Genomic DNA, 15,372 nt, shown 5'->3' on the forward strand with positions numbered 1-15,372 from the left:
GACGTGCCAAGTTGCACTGTTGCCTGTTCTAACGCCGAGAGGTGGTTCATGAATCTGGTTACGACGCTGCGCCGCGGGCATCTGCTGAAACATACCGATCTATCGGGAGTCGGTCTTGAGATAGGACCGTATGATCAGCCGACCGTCTTCAAGTCGGAAGCAGACGTACGATATCTGGACTGGAAAGACAGGGAGCAACTGGTCCGGGAATGCACGCACCCGGACATGATCGCCGACATACCCGAAATCGACTACGTGGTTCATTCGAACCGGTACGGCGAGTACATCAGCGACAAGTTCGACTACGTTATCGCGAATCATGTGATGGAGCACGCGCCCAACATGATTCAATGGCTATCCGATCTATGCGACATGATGCGGCCCGGCGCAGTGCTATTTCTTGCCCTGCCCGACAAGAAGTTCAGTTTCGACAAATACAGACAGGACACGGCGTTAAGTCATTTCGTGGCCGAGTATGTCGCGAGTGTCGAGGACATCCCGCGTGAACATCAAATCGAATGCGAGATCTATTACGACGAAGCATTCGTCAACAAGCCGATGCACGTGGCCGATAAACTCGATATGAACCGTATCAGGCACAAGCTGCAGGCGCCTCCGCATGTGGGCATTCACAGCCACGTTTTCGAGAGCAGCACGATTGTTTCCAAAGTCCTGAAGCCGATCCTGATGATGGGTTTCTTCGAATTCAATCTCATCGATTTTGTGCCGGCGCGCGGCGAAACCGGCGGGGAGATGATCATTGTGCTTCGCAAGGAACCGCCTCGCGTTGAACTCACGACTGCGGAGTTCTACAGCGCCCCTGTGGATGCTGAGACAGCGGAGCGCCTCGCCGAAGCCGAGACAGCGCTTGCGGAAACGCGTCAGAAGTTCGTGGCGACGCAGGAGCAGGTTGCGACGATGCAAGAGACGGCTGCTGTCATGCAGGAGAAAGTTGTCGCGATGCAGGGCGAAATTGTCGCGATGCAGGAGCAAATTGCATCGAAGGATTCGACGATCAGGGCGCTGGAGTCGTCGACGTCGTGGCGGATCACGGCGCCGTTGCGCGCCGCGGTAACTAGGCTTCGAGGGCGTGGCTCGAAAGGGCGAAACATATCGTATTGAATGCGCGCGTGGGCTTGTCTTTCAATTCTCCACGTCTCATGGCCGTCCCGCGATCGACGCGGATCGCCTTCGCTGGAGATGCTGGCACTGGCAATACCGCTTCTTTGTGTGATATTTGCTGAGACATCCTTCACCATTTATCGGAGAGGCCATGAAACCGATCAAATTGCGCGTGCCGCGCGAGGAAGCGGCCGATCTGCCGGACGATCTCACGGCGTGGGCGAGCGTGTCCGGTATCGATCCCGGACTGACCGTGTTGAGCGAGCCCGGCTCCGCGACCGACCGTAGTTCGCCGGTCCTGTATCAGATCTACGTGAGTCAAAGCTTCTTCGAGCAGTTTCCGGAATGGCGCATGTATATCGAGCAGTAGCGGACCACGGTCCCAGGAAGTGTGCGTCGCCGCCGCGCGGTAGAAATGCCGCGACCTACGACCGTACTGCCGGCCGATTGCAACCATCATACGAAATCCCTGGTTATATTTGCCGATAGGTGTATGTAAGATAACGGTTCACATCAGCGCCCCGAGCGCGGTGTGTGTGTTTTGAGCCGCAGCATTGCTGCGGCTTTTTTTTGGCCGCTTTTTTGCGCAGTGGCTTTGAGCGCGAGTGGTGTTTTCCCTGGCGTTCAATCCTGGGGCACGCGGGTTGCGCGACGTTGACTGCATACGCGGACCGCCGCGTCGGGAGAGTGATCATGCCTTGCCAATCCTATGCACCGTATCGCGGGTTCGGAATCGACGTTCAGGTCACGACCGGGAAGACGTTGTGTTTGCACAATGTCGGACGCCGGTACAAAGTGTCCTGGACTATCAGTTCGTCCAGTCAGCCCGCACAAAAGGTTGCAAGTTTTCCAGAGCAACTGGAATTCGTGTCTGAGGTAGATGCGTTCAGGTATGCCGAGAAGCGTGCGCGGACGTTCATCGACTGCATGCTCTCGGGGAATTCGGCTGTTGGGTCCGGTCGTGACTGGGGTGGCGTTCGCGAGGAAGCGCCGCGCGTTTGACGTTGATGTCTGTGTTTGGCGGGATGCGAGCGTTCGGCGTGGCACGTGGGTGTTCGTGTGCCGGCGTGAGTGGACGATTTGGCTTTGTTTATTCGGGCAAGGATGGCGGGCAGGAAAAGGCCTCGTAGTGCGAAGGCTTGCGCGGGCCTTTTTCTGGGCAAATCTGGTAGATGCTGGACGCTATCTGGTCCGCTGACAGCCGCTGCCCGCGCGCTGGGGCTTTTTCATTTATGCCTGCGATTACGTGTGTATAGTCGCGATCAGCCCGACCCGTACGGTTCGTCATCCATCGCCCTGAGCAGATCACGTGGGAATTCATTCGTGGCGTCTTCGCGATCGGCCGAGCCGGCCGGAAGGTCTTCGGGATTCCGTTTCCCTTGCGCGCCTCTGGCCGGCGGCGAAACGCGATGCCGGATGCCGCCTTCACGCATGTTACGATCCTCGGCGTCAGGCCGTCCGACGGACGGTACGCACACGCGGCACAATTGAGCGTTCAATATGCCCATTAACTATCTTCGTGGCTTTACTGCACCTGAACGTTCGTGGCTTTACTGCACCTGAACGGACGGACGCGAGCAACCGTCGTTTGGGACGTTCGCTGGCATTTGTCGCCGGAGCGGCGAATGCGGGCGGATTTCTGGCCGTTGGTCAATACACTTCGCACATGTCCGGGATCGTCTCGTCGCTGGCCGATAATGCGGTGCTCGGGGATGCAAGCCTTTTCGTTTCCGGGCTCAGTTCACTTTTTTCGTTTCTTGTTGGCGCGGCTGCATCTGCCATCCTGATCAATTGGGGGCGTCGGCGGGATTTGCAGAGCATCTACGCGACACCGCTTGCGATCGAGGCAATTCTGCTGTTGTGCTTCGGGCTGCTGGGCTCCAACCTTGAACACCATCGGGTTCTTTTCGTGCCTGCGACCGTCTGCGTCCTGTGCTTTGTCATGGGCCTACAGAATGCGATGATCACGAAGATTTCGCGATCGGAGATTCGTACGACCCACGTCACCGGGCTGGTAACGGATGTCGGCATCGAACTGGGCAAGATGCTCTACTGGAATACGCGGTCGATTGCCGGGGAAGGGGCCGTCAGGGCGGACAAGCAGAAGCTCGCGCTGCTCGGTTCGCTGCTTCTTTCGTTTATTGCCGGTCTGGCGGGGGCCATCGGTTTCAAATATCTCGGATTTATATCGAGCGTGCCGCTCGCTATCGTTCTGCTCACGCTAACCGTTGTGCCTCTGGTCGATGACGTGCGTGGTACGCGCTGCTAGTGCGCCTTAGCGACCGTGCCCATGGCTCCCGCGTAAGTCCGAACGTCTCCATTAGCTGCGCGCCAGATCACCCGCTATCTGCCCGAGCGCGATCCGCTGCTGCCAATCGAAGCGCGCTCCATTTGCCTTGCGCCAGATGCGCCCCGATTCAACCAGGTGATCGGTGCGCAGCCAGTCGCCGGTGCGGGCCATCGCGACGAGTTGCGCGACGACGAGGTAGCAAAGTAGCTCAGCGCGTAAGTCGTCACCGAGGTTATTCGTTGGCGAAATCAAGTTCTTGTTGACCACCGAAATGAGCGGTGATCTTCCATTCGCGAACTTGGGATCTACTGGGACGCTATCTGGTCCCCTGACAGGAACTCAATTCGAGTCCGTGAACCTTACAGGATAAGGGTTTCGGACTCGGCAGCAAGAAATATACCCCCGGATATACCCCCGCTCACAACTGACAACGCCAGAACCCCGTGATCTGCCCGTCTTCGTTGTACGTCAGAACATCCCCGACGCGCAGCTTGTCGCTACGAAGGTGCTCAAGCATTTCGTTTGTTACTGGCACGAGCTGGTCGTTGGCACTCGGCGTATTGCGGCCGGCATAATTGGAAGTGTTCATTTGGATCTCCGTATGCATTGACGCCATGCCCGCTGCTAAACGGGTGAGCGACGATGACAGGGTTAGCAGACCGGGGCATACGGAACCCGGCAGACCGAAGTCTCCCCACCATCGCCGCCCATTGAAGGCGCGAAGTACAGACGAAAAAATACCGCCGTTGGCGGTAATCCGCCGCATGCATTCAGGCTGCTAAACCCGATCAACGTTGTTGCGTCGATGGATGAAGCATAGAGAAACCTGCGGCATAATACAAGAAAAATACGTTTATTTTCAACAGGTTAGGCGTTTCTGAACAACTGTACGGAGTTGCCCGACAATGAATCCGCATTTGCTATCGCCTGAAGACCTAGTCCACATTACGGGCGCAAAGCGTTACTCCAAGCAGCGCCGGTGGTTCAAGGAGCAATTCGGCATCGACGTTACGAGTCGGGATAACGGTAGCATCGTCATGGCGTGGGCAACTTTCGAAGGACTTCTCCTCAAAAAATGCGGCTTGCCCGTCGGGAACTCACCGGCCCCAAGACGTGAAGTAAAACTGTGCTTCGACTAGTGCGCGTCTGCGCGGCCTGACACGAGTCCGTGGAACCAGCCGGCGATGTCTTGCGGGCGCTGCTGACCGTCTGTCGCGTCCCACAGGAAACGACCGGTCGTCGTGGCCTGTCCAACGGGCAGGCCGAACGCATAGCCGGCCGCTTGCACCGCATGCGCGACAGGGTGCTGCACCTTGCCGCCCGTCGCCGCGTGCGCGCCGTCCTTGACCACGTTTGAGATCGCCTGCGCTGCCTGCGCGAGCGGCGTCGCGGAGAACTGCTGATCGTGTAGCAGCGTCGGCGCAATGTCGCGCACAAGAGGCACGCCGGCCAGGCCGAGCCCCGCCAGCTCTTTCGCAAAGTGTGCGACGAAGCTCTCGCTATGCGGCGTGCCCTTGATCAGCGTGTCCCATGCGGCGACAGCGGCGAAGTACCAGAACGACTTGGCGAGCACGCGGGCGAAGTCACCACCGGCCGCCTTGAAATCTCCCTGTTGCACGTTCCCGAATCCACTCACCACAGAACGTCCGATGTCGCGCTGGCGGTTATAGAAGTGATTGAAGAACGAGTAAAACATCGTGATCGCCTTCTGAAACTCACTGCCGCGTTGGATCGCCGCCTGGTCCTTCGTACCGCCGCCGCCGTGCGCGTTGCGCACCGCCTTGTCGGCGTAGTAGATCGCTTCCTGTTCGGTCATGTTCTCGTGCAGCCCCTTCGTGTAGGCGCCCATCCACGTTGGCATCGCCGACGCCATGTCGATCATTGAGATGCCGTAATAGCCGTAGCGGCGCGCTGCGTTGAGCGTCTTGGTCGCCGCGCTGACCGGCCCCGACTGGCTGTCGATCTGCACATTCCGGATCAGATCGCGCACGTCGCGGTCGACCTGCTCCATGCGGTGGCGCATCTCGCCGCTGCGCTCGAAGACGAAATCGCGCGTGCCGGCCATGTCCTGCCGGAACGCGTTGACGCCGGACGCCATCCACCGCGGGCCGATCTCGCCGACTGAGTTCAGCGCTGCGGCGCCGCCGTGTTTCAGGATCGTCGTCAGGCGGTAGCCCAGCCCGACCATCGTCGCGTTGGTGCGCGCGGCCCGGATGAAGTTTTCCCAGAATGCGACTTCGCGATTGTCCACGTTCCGGTCGTTCGCGATCGCCTTAAGCCACGGCGTGAACTGGGCATAATACTCGCGGCCGAGCGTGTTCTCGACGCCTTCGCGCACCTTCGAATCCGACAGAAAGCGGTGCGCGTCCATGATCGCCTCGCGATATGCGATGTCGTGGATCACCTGGCCGACGTGGCGCGGCAGCACTTCCATGCTCAAATAGAGCGGCGCCTTGTATTCGTCGATCCGCTCGTTCGTGTAGCCGTGCCGGGTCGTCGCCTTCGTGTAGTTCGCGGCGAACAGGTCAGCTTCGCGGCCTTTGTTCCGGTCCGCGGTGAAGCTGCGCAGCGGGTCATAGACGACCGGGTAATAGCCACCTTCATAGGTGCCGTGCGGCGTTCGCACGGCGCGCGGCTGAACCTTCGGTGGCGCAACGCCGGACACGCGCTTTTCGAGCGCTTCGATTTCCGGCCAGAGCGTGTCGATCGTGTGCCAGATGCGCTGCACGAGATCCCAGTCGCCTTTCGACATATGCCGGTTCAGCACGCGCTGCACGGCCTGATCCGACCAGCCTTTGCCTTCGAGCAGCTTTGAGTAGTTCGACTCGTTGCCCGTGTTCAGCGCCATAGCAATGACTTCGCTTTTCAGCATCGACGTTGGCTCGCCCGTCTTCTCGTCGCGCAACTCGGGCATCGTGTAGCGGTTCGAAAAGTCCTTCGTCACTTCGTCGGGCACTGCGTCGAACGCGTCCTTGAACTTCGCGGTGATGTCTTTGCGCAGGTCGTTCTCGCGCGCTTCGGCATCGGCGATGCGCCGGAAAACGACCCGATTGAACACGCCTTGCGGGTCGTGGTTGTCGAGCCAATCCATAACCTGTTCCATCTTCAGCAGCGACGCGTCGCCAGACTTCACGGCGCTCTTGAACCGCGCGTTCATGGCGCGAATCGCGTCGGCACCTTTGCCACCTTCGCCGGGGTTCAGTACGTCGTCGGGCGCGCGCTGCTTAAGCTGTTTCATCTGCGCAACAGCTTCTTCGCGGATCGCGTCGAATTCACGCGCGTCCTGGTTGTCGAGCAACGTCTGCTTCAGCCGGCCGAGATGGTCGATTGACCGTATCGAGTCGGCGAGGCCGCGGAACGCTTCGAGCGTCATATCCTTATAGTGGCCGCGCATCGCCTCGTTAAGCAGCGACGACGGGATTGCGGGCTCGAAACCCTGCGCCTCTTGCGACTGCACCCAATCGAGCAGCGAGAGCCGGCGCGCGCGTTCCTTCGCCGTGATGCCTGTGCGCAGATCCCACCGGTCGAGCAGGGCGTCGATCTGCTCCATGTAGTCGGCGCCGATCGCCGCGCGAGTCGTCTTGTTGCCGAACCGCTTCAAGTATTCGAGCGTGCGCTGCACTTCCTCGGCGGCGTCGGTCGCCACCTTGGCGAGCTGGTTATTGAGCAGCTGGTCGCGCTTCGCTTTCGCGGCGGTCGGAACATCGCCCGCCATGCGGGCCTTTTCGGCCTGCTTTGCCGCACGCGTCTCGGCGGCGGTGTACTGCGCCGGGCGCAGATTCTTGACGCGCGTGGTGGCGATCGTACGCTCGGCGGCGTCCTTCGCTGCGCGGGTAATCTCACGCACCGGTCCGGTTGCCTTGTTCAGCGCGCGGAACTCCGTTGCGATGAAGCGTGCGCGCGCCTCGTTGTGGATCGCGGCGTCGGCCGCGCGGCTCATAGCGTCGGGCGACGTGATGTCGCCGTGCTTTTCGAGCATCCGGCGATCGGTTACGGCCTGCACGACATCGCGGAACGGTTCAGCAGCGAGCAGATTGCGCACCAGCTCGTCGCCCGAGCCGAAGCCGAACAGGTCGGCCAGCGTGTCAGGGTGAACGCCTTCGGTCGCCGCGAGGCCATGTTTGCCCGTCGGCAGATAGCGCCAGATCGCCGCCTCGCCTTCGCCGTACATCTCTTTCAGGTCGGGCAAGGATAGCTTGGTGCTGCCCATACTCGTGTCTTCGAGCGTGCGGCGTTGCTTGTTGGTGCGGTCAGCTTCAATCAGCGAGCCGTTGCGGATGAACTGATCGGCCTGATAGATCGGCTCGGCTGCGATCTCGCGCTCAACTTCGGCTTCGGCTGCGTCGCGCTTCGCGGCGACATCACTTTGCACATTGCGCAGCGCGTCGGCCTTCTTTCCTTCAAGCCATTTCATGTCGCGCAGCGTGCGCGAGCCGAGCTTCTGAACCGCGTCGAGCGTCGCCTCGTTGCCTAGCTCACGGTACTGCGCATAGTCGTCGGGCGTCATGCCGGCTTCGTCGGCCGACTTGAACAGCGGCATGTATGCGCGGGCTGTCTCGGCCGACACGATGTCGTCGTTCGTGGCGAGCAGGCGATCGAACACGCCGCGCACTTCGGGCGACAGTTGCACCTTCAGATCGCCGATCGACTTGTAAACGTTCACGAGCCATGCGCGGAAGCGCTGGAACACTCCCTGCATTTCGAGCGACGGCGATTTGCCTTCGCGCAGATACGCTTCGAACCCGCGCGCAAACTGTTCGTGCATCGGGCGCTTCTGTTCAAGCGTCATCGCGCGCCACGCATCCGGCGTTGTGCCGAACCAGTCGGCCACGTGTTGCATGTCGGCCTTCAGCGTGTCAGGCCCATTCTGCGACACGTGATCGAGCACGTTCAGGAAGTGATGCCCACTTTCGTGCAGGAACGTCGACAGGTCCGCGCCCTTGAGCAGCGTGATCGTGCTCGGCCCGCTGCTCACATCGTCGGGAAACGACAGCTTGCCGCGCGCTTCCTGATCGAGCGCATTCGCGCCTGGCACGCCTTCGCTGATGCGCAGCGGATAGGCCGCGAACATCTGTTCCGGTGTCATGCCGAGCCGCCCGGCCGTCGTGCTGTAGAACGACTGCACAAGCTTAGAATAGGCGTCGTTGGTCTCAGCCGGAAAACGGTTTGCGGTGTCGAGCTGGTTGCGCACATTGTCGCCGACGACCTGCGCGCTCAACTCGTGCGCGGTCTGCATCTCGTCGGCGTTGAAAACGTTCTGCGCTTCGTTCCTGAACTGGTCGGCGTGCGACTGATAGAACGCCTGCGCCTCGTTCTGCGTCATGCCTTCAGGATCGGTGCGCAGATTGGGGATCAACTCGCCGGCCAGCTTCGGATCTGCGAAGTGCGTGGCGAAGTCTTCGACCGGGATGCTCACCTGGCCGTTCGTCTGAAGCGCCGTTTGCAACTGCTCGGCCACGTCGGGCAACTTCTGGTTCAGTTCGTCCGCGGTGATGCCCGACTGGTTGAGCGCGTTCGCGAGCACGGTGCCGTCGACATAGACGTTCTGGATCGGGCCGTTGTCGCTCGCCTGTTTAACGAAATCGCTGAACGCCTGCGGATCGCGCGTGCGCAGCTTCGATGTTGCCGCAGTTCCCACGAGGTTCGACAGGCTCGCCGCGTCGCTGGTCGCAATGTCGGCTTTCGCCGCATCGGTGAGCCATCCACCACCCGCGCGGCCTTGGCCCTGAAGCGAGAACATCGTATTGAGCGCGTAGTCGAATGCCTTCTGCGCGGTCGGGCGACTGTCGAACGGATTCGTTCCGTTCAGCGCGTCCATTGCGGCATTCACGCCCAGCACGCGGGCCGTCGTTTGCAGGATGGTGTTATCGGGCAGTGTGCGGCCGGCCACGCCGAAGACGCCGCCCATGGCCGCGCCGCTCGCTCCAGCACGTCCGATCGAGGCAAAGGCATCGGTGCCGCTGGTCTGGTTCAGCGAGTCGCCGACCGATGTCAGGGCGCTCGCGGTGCCGAGAGTGGCGGCTTGCCCTGCGACGTCCTTGACCGCGGCCTTGGCGAACGACTCGCCGGCCGCATGCTCGAGCAGCGATCCGCCGACGCGCTCGACGGCGCCTTCGGCGAGCTTCAGCGGTGCGCCCGTGATGAAGCCCGCGAGATTGCCGGCGCCGGCCGCCACGTCAGCGGTCGTGTTACCGCTCGGCGCTGCGTCGGGCGTCGCGCCGGCAAGGAACGAATGGAAGAAACCGCGTGCGAAAGAGACGGGCGCGGGATTCATACCGCCGACAGCTTCGCGCTGATCGTCGAGTGGCGTGCCGGTCTGGTTAGCGAAGACTTGGGCCGATGCCTGCGCGGCGCCAGCGCCCTGCGCGTTGCCTGTCTGGTCGAGCCCGACCAGGCTGCTCGCATCGGGGCCAATCAGGTTGCGCGCCCAATCTGCGATGCGCGTGCGCAGCGGCAGCGGGCTATTGTCGGGCTGGAAATAGCCCGTCGTGCCAGGGGCCAGCGGCACGCCGTTGCCGTTCGCCGCGGCTTCGACATTTGCCAGGTTGTGAACGTCGTCGTGCGCGATTAGCGCGTTGTTTTGGGACTGGTAGAACGCTGCGGTGGTCGGGAACTGCTTGGCAAGTGTCTGCCAGTCGGTGCCAGCAACGGCGGCTTTCTGCTTCACCTGATCCGGGAACGCTTTCACGCTGTCGACCGGCACGCCCGTTTGCCGGGCGAGTTGTTGCATCTCGGCTTCGTAGTCGGGATTCGCGCCGATCGCCAGCGCGACATTGCTTTGAGCTGCGCCTGCCGAGCTTTGCAGATACGCCGCGGCGGGCGTGGGTGCCGTAGCCGGCTGCGGCGTTACCGGGCCCGCGAAAGAGGTATCGGAATTCGGGACGATCAGATCGGCCATGTTTTTCCTTACGGCAGTTGGACGATGCTCAGATAAAGCTGCTTAGCGGTAGTGGCCAACGGCTGCGCACTACCACTGTTTTGCAACAGATTGATCGTGATAGTCTGTGCTGCACTGACGAAGACGTCGGCACACCCGGAAACGGTGTTGTCTGTCACGGTGGTGGCTGCGACCGGGGAATTGGCAACTGCCCATGCCGATCCATTGGCGATGATCGACATATCAAGTACGCCATTGTTAACACCGACCCCGTTCGTAACCAACTGCACGCATACGAGATAGTCTGCCGTAGTTGGCGCCGTGAAGACGCCAGTCGATGCGACGAAGTTGCTATTGGCGTCCCGCACAGTCGTCCAGCCTGTGATGGTGGTAGACGTCGTGTTCGGAATGCTTTGACCGGACGTGTTGGTGGCGAACACCTTCGCCAGCGAGTTGCCCTTCAGCGTGGTGAACGCGCCAGCCGCAGGCGTCGTACCGCCGATTGCGGCGTTATTGATCGTGCCACCCGAGATCGTCGGCGTGTTGATTGCCGCGGTGCCGATCGTCGCGCCCGTGCCGAATACAAGGCTACCCGACCCGGTTTCGTCAGAGATGACGGCGGCCAGCTGCGCCGACGTGGTTGCGGCGAACTGCGCGAGCGTGCCTGATAGCGGCGCGAGCGTTGGGATATCGGACGCAACGAGTTGCCGGAACGTCGGCACGCCTGCGGCTCCATTCGGTGCGGCAAAGACGTATTTCGCCGTTTGACTCGGCGCGCTCGGCGCGGTTACCCAGTTGATCAGCGACGAAGGAATGGTCGTCTGAGCGAACGCGGTCGCGGCAAGGAGAGTGGCAAACATCCCGATCAGGCATCTTTTCATTTTGTTGATCATGTAGTTGAGTCCGTGAAGAGGCCAATAGCCGAAAGGGCGTTCATCAAAGAGGCGGCCCAAGCTGCGCTACCTTTAACGCCAGTGATGGTTTGCTTGCTGGCCGGCGTTTGCCCGTAAAACGACAACGCGGGTGTTGAGCCCGACTTTTGCGCAGTGAATAAAATCGATCCAACGCCGGGCGCCCCACCCGCGATGAGGTTTAGTTCGCTACCTGTTTGCACCTGGCATAGGTTGAAGTTTCCGCCCGCGTCCAGTTGAATTCGCCCGCCCAATGCACGGCCAAACGCGTTAGGTTGAAAGAACATGTCCAAGGACTGGCTACCGCTCGCAGTGCCTGCAACACTCGCCGCGCCAATTTCGACGCCCGTAATCGCCGCGCCATCGTCGACAAATAGCCCCTTAACCCATCGTTTCGGCGGCGAAGCAAACGTCCCGAGCGGGCCCACCCATAATCCGTAGGTGCCCTGCGTAGGCTCGACGGTCGAGCCGCCCACCACGTTCACGCCGAACGCGGCCGAGGCAGCGTTAGAGAGGTTGATATCGATCTCAGCACCCCAGATCGTGCTCTTGAATCCGTTGTCGATTGAACGGCTGTTGAATCCCCACACAAGCGCGTTAGTGGCCTCGCAATCGGCCTGACCATAGATGGCAACGCCCGGCGAGTTCGCGCTGGCGTTTTTGGCATAGCCAGATACGCCCGTCATGTTTGCAAGCCCGACCGATGTCGAGGGAATATTGATAGCCCCCTCGATCGCGGAGACATTCGGGAATCCGCTGAAGCTGCGAGGACCGTAGCTGCCGATATCGACGCTGATACCGTTGAGGTTGTTGCCTGGGGTATTCGGCGAGTTCGCCCACGCAGAAAAACCACTTGGGTTGTACGCGAGAGAGATAGCGGGTTGAAACGCGCCAGCGCCCGAAACGTCTAACTTCGAGCCGTCAATAACGCCCGGTGCGATCGAAGCTTTTACTACGCTCGATTGCGCGGGGACAAATGCCGACAGGCTGGTGCCTGTGCGGATATACACGCGGGTGATGCCGACGGGTGGGGGCGCCTTAAAGGTCAACACGTTGCCGTTCAGGTTGAAGCCGAACTGCGGTGCGCCGTCCCACCACGCCCACACGTTCGCGGTAGAACCGGGCGCGCGCGACAGATTGAACACGGTGGTTGTACCGGCAACAAAGTCAGTACCCGCGAGAAAGCCGCGCTGCCCGTCGCTGCCAAGTTCATCGCGAAGATCACCCGCGCCGATGCTGGCAGGCAGCGGAAGCACAACGAGATTTCCAGCCGCGTCAAAACCGACGATCATGTTGGCGCGCCCGGCCGGCGTCGGCAGAGACGGCGCCGCACCTTCGCTTTCGTTCATGACGATCGCGCGTGACGCGATTTCTTCGAGTTGCTGGATCTGGATCGTCGAGCGGTCCGACATCTGCTCGACGATCTTGGGATAAAAGCCGCCGCTGTTCGTGATACTTGTCGGCTGTTCATAACTCAGGTCGCCCAGCGCCACAAGCTGGTATCCGGTCGGCATGGGGTTACCGCTGATCGGGTACGTGATACTGCCGCCCGGCGCGCCGGTCTGGTCAGTGTTGACCGAAACTGAAAAATCGGAGTCGAGCGTGAGGGTCGACGAAGTGCCGTTTGCGTTCACGAGCACGCACTTCACATCGGTCTTGTCGAAGATCGCGAACGTGAACGGGAAAACGGTCGTAATGCCGTTGCCGGCAAACGGTCCGGCTTTGCGAATGGTGTTGGAAATGGTCATACGCTGAACCCCTTCGCGAACTGATCGGTGGTCATCACCGAAGGCAAATCTTCTGCGATGCCGGCGAGAACAGAACCCGCGGTCATGGTGCCCACGACTGTGTAGATCACGCCGAGATATCGGCGCAGGCGCTGCGGCGGAATGCGCGTGGCTGCGAGCATCGATTTGGCCGTGAGGCTTGCGAGTGCAATCGGGCCTGAGTTCCAGTGCGTGATCAGGTTCGAACTCAATGCGGCGTCGTCAGCGGACACCAGCGAGATCGCTAGTGACGTGCCGCCCGCGAAGGTCTGCATACAGCGCACGAATAGCGCGCCTTGCGATGTCTGACCGATAAGCCCGGTCATCGCATTCGGCCCCTGGTCGATCACGTTCGACGAGTTCGCGGTGATCGTGATCAGCTGCGAGTCGCTGAACAGGGATTGGGTGTCGAAGAGCATGGTTGTTCCTTAGCCGCGCATCTTTGCGCTGCGAGCCAGTTGAGCAATCTTCAGCACGGTCTGCGGATCATTGCCCAGGCGCGACTGATCGAGCATTCGTGAGAGGCGAGGGTCACGCGCAATCATTTGCTGCGCGTCCGCAAGCGCGCTCTTCGCGTCATTACCGAAATGCTGGTTGAGCAGCTCAATCGCGGTGTTCGTGTTCGATGCGTCGCGCTCGGTCGTCATGGGTTCGGCCGTGAAGCGTGAGGCGGTAGCAACGAGTTCATGCGCGTCCTGCGGACTCGCGCCGAGGTCGGCGAATATCTCGCGAAACTCCGTCGCGGCCGCGGTCTTGATAGCCGGATCGAGCGCGACGTCCTTCATGCTCTCTTCGAGCTGGACGCTTGCGTACGTGCCTTGGGGCGAGAACATGCGGCGCAGTGGGTCGTCGCGCAGTTCGCGGATCGCATCGGGCAAGTCACCGCCTGCGGCCGGCGTCTCGGTTGCAGGTTTTGCTTCCGCTTCTGCCTGCGTGGCCTCTGCGGGCTTGGCGGCTTCGACAGGTGTCGACTGCTCGGCCGGTGCGCTCGTAACGCTGGACTTGCCGAACAGACGATCGGCGATCGCATTGAGGTCGGGGCCGCTCTCGGCCGGCGCGGCACTAGTGGTTTCGACGTCGCTCATTGCTTCGCGCCCCACACGACTTCCGCCGCGTCGCACGTGTACGGCGTGCCGTCCGCGTTTTCCAGCCCATCGACGACCTGCGGCAGGGGGATCGCAGGCTCGGCTTCCTCGACGGGATCAGGCGGCAGGATGCCGACTGACTTGTGCAAGTGATCGAGCGAATAGGAGATCGCGCGAGTCGACTTGGTGACGGCGGCGGCCAGACCGTCGCGATTGCCGTGCGCGAGATGATTCGCGTTGAGGAATTCGAGTTCGCCAGTCAGATCGAAACCGAGTTCACCGAGCCCGGCGTCTTTCAGCGCAAGTACGAGCGACGAGCGAAGTTCAGCGGTGAGCACACTGACGATTGCGCCGACGCGCTGTCCAAACATGACCGCGTGGTGGGCCATGTGAGGCGTGTCCGGTTCTGCACCCTGCGTGGCTTCGTAGATAGCCTGCAGTGTCGCGTCGTTCGCTGTCTCGAAGCCTTTGAGCGCGGCGGCCAGCATGTCGATTGCCGATTGCAACGCCTCGGCCTGTTGGGCTCGTGCGGCCGAGAGTTCGACGGCGCGGTCGCGGGCAGCTAGCCAGCCTGCGCGGCGAGCGTCGATAGCGTCGATGCGGTCAAGACGTTCAGCTTCGTGCAGTGCGCTTTCGAGCGCTTCGACCTTTTGCTGCCATACCGGCACAGCGGCTATCGCGGCGTCGAGTACGGCGTGAGCTTTGTCATCGGCGGGATTGCGGCTCACCGCGACGAGCGAGTCAGCGCGCGAGTTGCGCGCGAGCTGCAACTGGTGTTGCGCTTGCCCGAGTTTGGTTTTCAGGACAGTGGAACGACGTTGCATGGTGCACTCCCGATTGGATGATTCAAGAGTACCTGGCCGCGCGCGCGGCTCCTATTCCAGTCTCAATTGACTAACAGGTCGGTTTGTAAGTCGCGACGCCCCTTTCCCATTTGACGTGAAACCGCAACGCCACAGCGAGGCGCGGCGAGATCGCGCCGATGGAATCAGCCGCTCGATGCAGTTTCGTGATCGCACCGTTACGCGAGAGTCCAAGTCGGTCAGCGATCGGAATCGGGCGATAGGGGTTCGTGTACAGCTCCCACAGCATGAGCGTGCCCATCGTGCGGGGGACGAGTATTCCGTCGAAGTCGAGCATGGTGTCAATTTTGAGTTCATGCGCGCACTCGCGCGTATTGCTATCGGTTGCCTCGCGTGCGCGTGCGCGCGAAGCGTGACGCATTGACTTCCTCGCGCGCACGCGCGTATTGGTCCGGATTGCCTCGCGTGCACGTACTCGCGAAGCGTCTGAAAACCGCCGTGGGTGTAAAAAATCGCGT

14 protein-coding genes are annotated in these 15,372 nt (G+C 61.1%); 4 read left to right on the forward strand and 10 right to left on the reverse strand.

Translation table 11 applies throughout. The features are described 5' to 3' along the window. The first annotated feature begins 48 nt into the window (after nt 1–48). Entirely contained in the window at nt 49–1,122 is a 1,074-nt protein-coding gene (locus tag B0G81_RS30450) for a methyltransferase domain-containing protein (protein WP_134140463.1), read from the forward strand. Nucleotides 1,123–1,273: 151 nt separating this feature from the next. Beyond that, complete coding sequence (locus B0G81_RS30455; RefSeq protein WP_106280077.1) at nt 1,274–1,492, forward strand: hypothetical protein; 219 nt, start codon at nt 1,274–1,276, stop codon at nt 1,490–1,492. An 892-nt stretch (nt 1,493–2,384) separates the two neighbouring features. Here B0G81_RS30455 and B0G81_RS43875 read toward each other — a convergent pair. After that, nucleotides 2,385–2,555, reverse strand: coding sequence for a hypothetical protein (locus B0G81_RS43875; RefSeq protein WP_166679082.1), 171 nt, complete (start codon nt 2,553–2,555; stop codon nt 2,385–2,387). A gap of 95 nt (nt 2,556–2,650) precedes the next feature. Between B0G81_RS43875 and B0G81_RS30465 the strand changes: the two genes are divergently transcribed. Beyond that, on the forward strand, nt 2,651–3,391 hold the full coding sequence (locus tag B0G81_RS30465) for a YoaK family protein (RefSeq protein ID WP_134143257.1): 741 nt from the start codon (nt 2,651–2,653) through the stop codon (nt 3,389–3,391). A 51-nt stretch (nt 3,392–3,442) separates the two neighbouring features. Here B0G81_RS30465 and B0G81_RS30470 read toward each other — a convergent pair whose 3' ends face one another. Then, complete coding sequence (locus B0G81_RS30470; RefSeq protein WP_134140465.1) at nt 3,443–3,679, reverse strand: hypothetical protein; 237 nt, start codon at nt 3,677–3,679, stop codon at nt 3,443–3,445. A gap of 151 nt (nt 3,680–3,830) precedes the next feature. Next, nucleotides 3,831–4,001 carry a hypothetical protein gene (locus tag B0G81_RS43880; protein ID WP_166679083.1) on the reverse strand — a complete coding sequence of 57 codons (171 nt, stop codon included), beginning with the start codon at nt 3,999–4,001 and terminating at the stop codon, nt 3,831–3,833. A 316-nt stretch (nt 4,002–4,317) separates the two neighbouring features. On the opposite strand from B0G81_RS43880, the gene B0G81_RS30475 reads away from it, so the two are divergent. Continuing rightward, nucleotides 4,318–4,551 carry a DUF4224 domain-containing protein gene (locus tag B0G81_RS30475; RefSeq protein ID WP_134140467.1) on the forward strand — a complete coding sequence of 78 codons (234 nt, stop codon included), beginning with the start codon at nt 4,318–4,320 and terminating at the stop codon, nt 4,549–4,551. On the opposite strand, the gene B0G81_RS30480 is transcribed toward B0G81_RS30475, so the two are convergent. The 7 genes from B0G81_RS30480 to B0G81_RS30510 all read right to left on the reverse strand — a co-directional run bounded on the left by B0G81_RS30480 (nt 4,548) and on the right by B0G81_RS30510 (nt 15,275). Next, nucleotides 4,548–10,310 carry a hypothetical protein gene (locus B0G81_RS30480; protein ID WP_134140469.1) on the reverse strand — a complete coding sequence of 1,921 codons (5,763 nt, stop codon included), beginning with the start codon at nt 10,308–10,310 and terminating at the stop codon, nt 4,548–4,550. The genes B0G81_RS30475 and B0G81_RS30480 overlap by 4 nt on opposite strands. An 8-nt stretch (nt 10,311–10,318) precedes the next feature. Beyond that, the gene (locus B0G81_RS30485; RefSeq protein ID WP_134140471.1) at nt 10,319–11,149 is read right to left on the reverse strand and encodes a hypothetical protein; all 831 of its coding nucleotides are present in this window, start codon (nt 11,147–11,149) and stop codon (nt 10,319–10,321) included. 29 nt (nt 11,150–11,178) lie between these two features. Next, a complete protein-coding gene (locus B0G81_RS30490) occupies nt 11,179–12,948 on the reverse strand; it encodes a hypothetical protein (protein ID WP_134140472.1) in 1,770 nt (589 codons plus the stop codon). Beyond that, nucleotides 12,945–13,385, reverse strand: a complete 441-nt coding sequence (locus B0G81_RS30495) for a Bbp16 family capsid cement protein (protein WP_134140474.1) — start codon at nt 13,383–13,385, stop codon at nt 12,945–12,947. The genes B0G81_RS30490 and B0G81_RS30495 overlap by 4 nt, the downstream gene beginning before the upstream one ends. 9 nt (nt 13,386–13,394) lie before the next feature. Then, entirely contained in the window at nt 13,395–14,051 is a 657-nt protein-coding gene (locus B0G81_RS30500; RefSeq protein WP_134140476.1) for a hypothetical protein, read from the reverse strand. Further along, entirely contained in the window at nt 14,048–14,875 is an 828-nt protein-coding gene (locus tag B0G81_RS30505; RefSeq protein ID WP_134140478.1) for a hypothetical protein, read from the reverse strand. The genes B0G81_RS30500 and B0G81_RS30505 overlap by 4 nt, the downstream gene beginning before the upstream one ends. Nucleotides 14,876–14,945: 70 nt before the next feature. After that, the gene (locus B0G81_RS30510; RefSeq protein ID WP_134140480.1) at nt 14,946–15,275 is read right to left on the reverse strand and encodes a hypothetical protein; all 330 of its coding nucleotides are present in this window, start codon (nt 15,273–15,275) and stop codon (nt 14,946–14,948) included. Between the last annotated feature and the right edge of the window lie 97 nt (nt 15,276–15,372).

Origin of the sequence: Paraburkholderia sp. BL6665CI2N2, from assembly GCF_004366535.1 — a bacterium.
Classification (GTDB): Bacteria; Pseudomonadota; Gammaproteobacteria; order Burkholderiales; family Burkholderiaceae; genus Paraburkholderia.

Excerpts from the sequence above, each read along its gene's own strand:
- B0G81_RS30485 (WP_134140471.1), bottom strand. The coding sequence starts at position 11,149 with ATGTTTGCCACTCTCCTTGCCGCGACCGCGTTCGCTCAGACGACCATT.
- B0G81_RS30475 (WP_134140467.1), top strand. The coding sequence starts at position 4,318 with ATGAATCCGCATTTGCTATCGCCTGAAGACCTAGTCCACATTACGGGC.
- B0G81_RS30480 (WP_134140469.1), bottom strand. The coding sequence starts at position 10,310 with ATGGCCGATCTGATCGTCCCGAATTCCGATACCTCTTTCGCGGGCCCG.
- B0G81_RS30450 (WP_134140463.1), top strand. The coding sequence starts at position 49 with ATGAATCTGGTTACGACGCTGCGCCGCGGGCATCTGCTGAAACATACC.
- B0G81_RS30505 (WP_134140478.1), bottom strand. The coding sequence starts at position 14,875 with ATGCAACGTCGTTCCACTGTCCTGAAAACCAAACTCGGGCAAGCGCAA.
- B0G81_RS43880 (WP_166679083.1), bottom strand. The coding sequence starts at position 4,001 with ATGAACACTTCCAATTATGCCGGCCGCAATACGCCGAGTGCCAACGAC.
- B0G81_RS43875 (WP_166679082.1), bottom strand. The coding sequence starts at position 2,555 with ATGCGTGAAGGCGGCATCCGGCATCGCGTTTCGCCGCCGGCCAGAGGC.
- B0G81_RS30500 (WP_134140476.1), bottom strand. The coding sequence starts at position 14,051 with ATGAGCGACGTCGAAACCACTAGTGCCGCGCCGGCCGAGAGCGGCCCC.
- B0G81_RS30455 (WP_106280077.1), top strand. The coding sequence starts at position 1,274 with ATGAAACCGATCAAATTGCGCGTGCCGCGCGAGGAAGCGGCCGATCTG.
- B0G81_RS30490 (WP_134140472.1), bottom strand. The coding sequence starts at position 12,948 with ATGACCATTTCCAACACCATTCGCAAAGCCGGACCGTTTGCCGGCAAC.
- B0G81_RS30495 (WP_134140474.1), bottom strand. The coding sequence starts at position 13,385 with ATGCTCTTCGACACCCAATCCCTGTTCAGCGACTCGCAGCTGATCACG.
- B0G81_RS30510 (WP_134140480.1), bottom strand. The coding sequence starts at position 15,275 with ATGCGTCACGCTTCGCGCGCACGCGCACGCGAGGCAACCGATAGCAAT.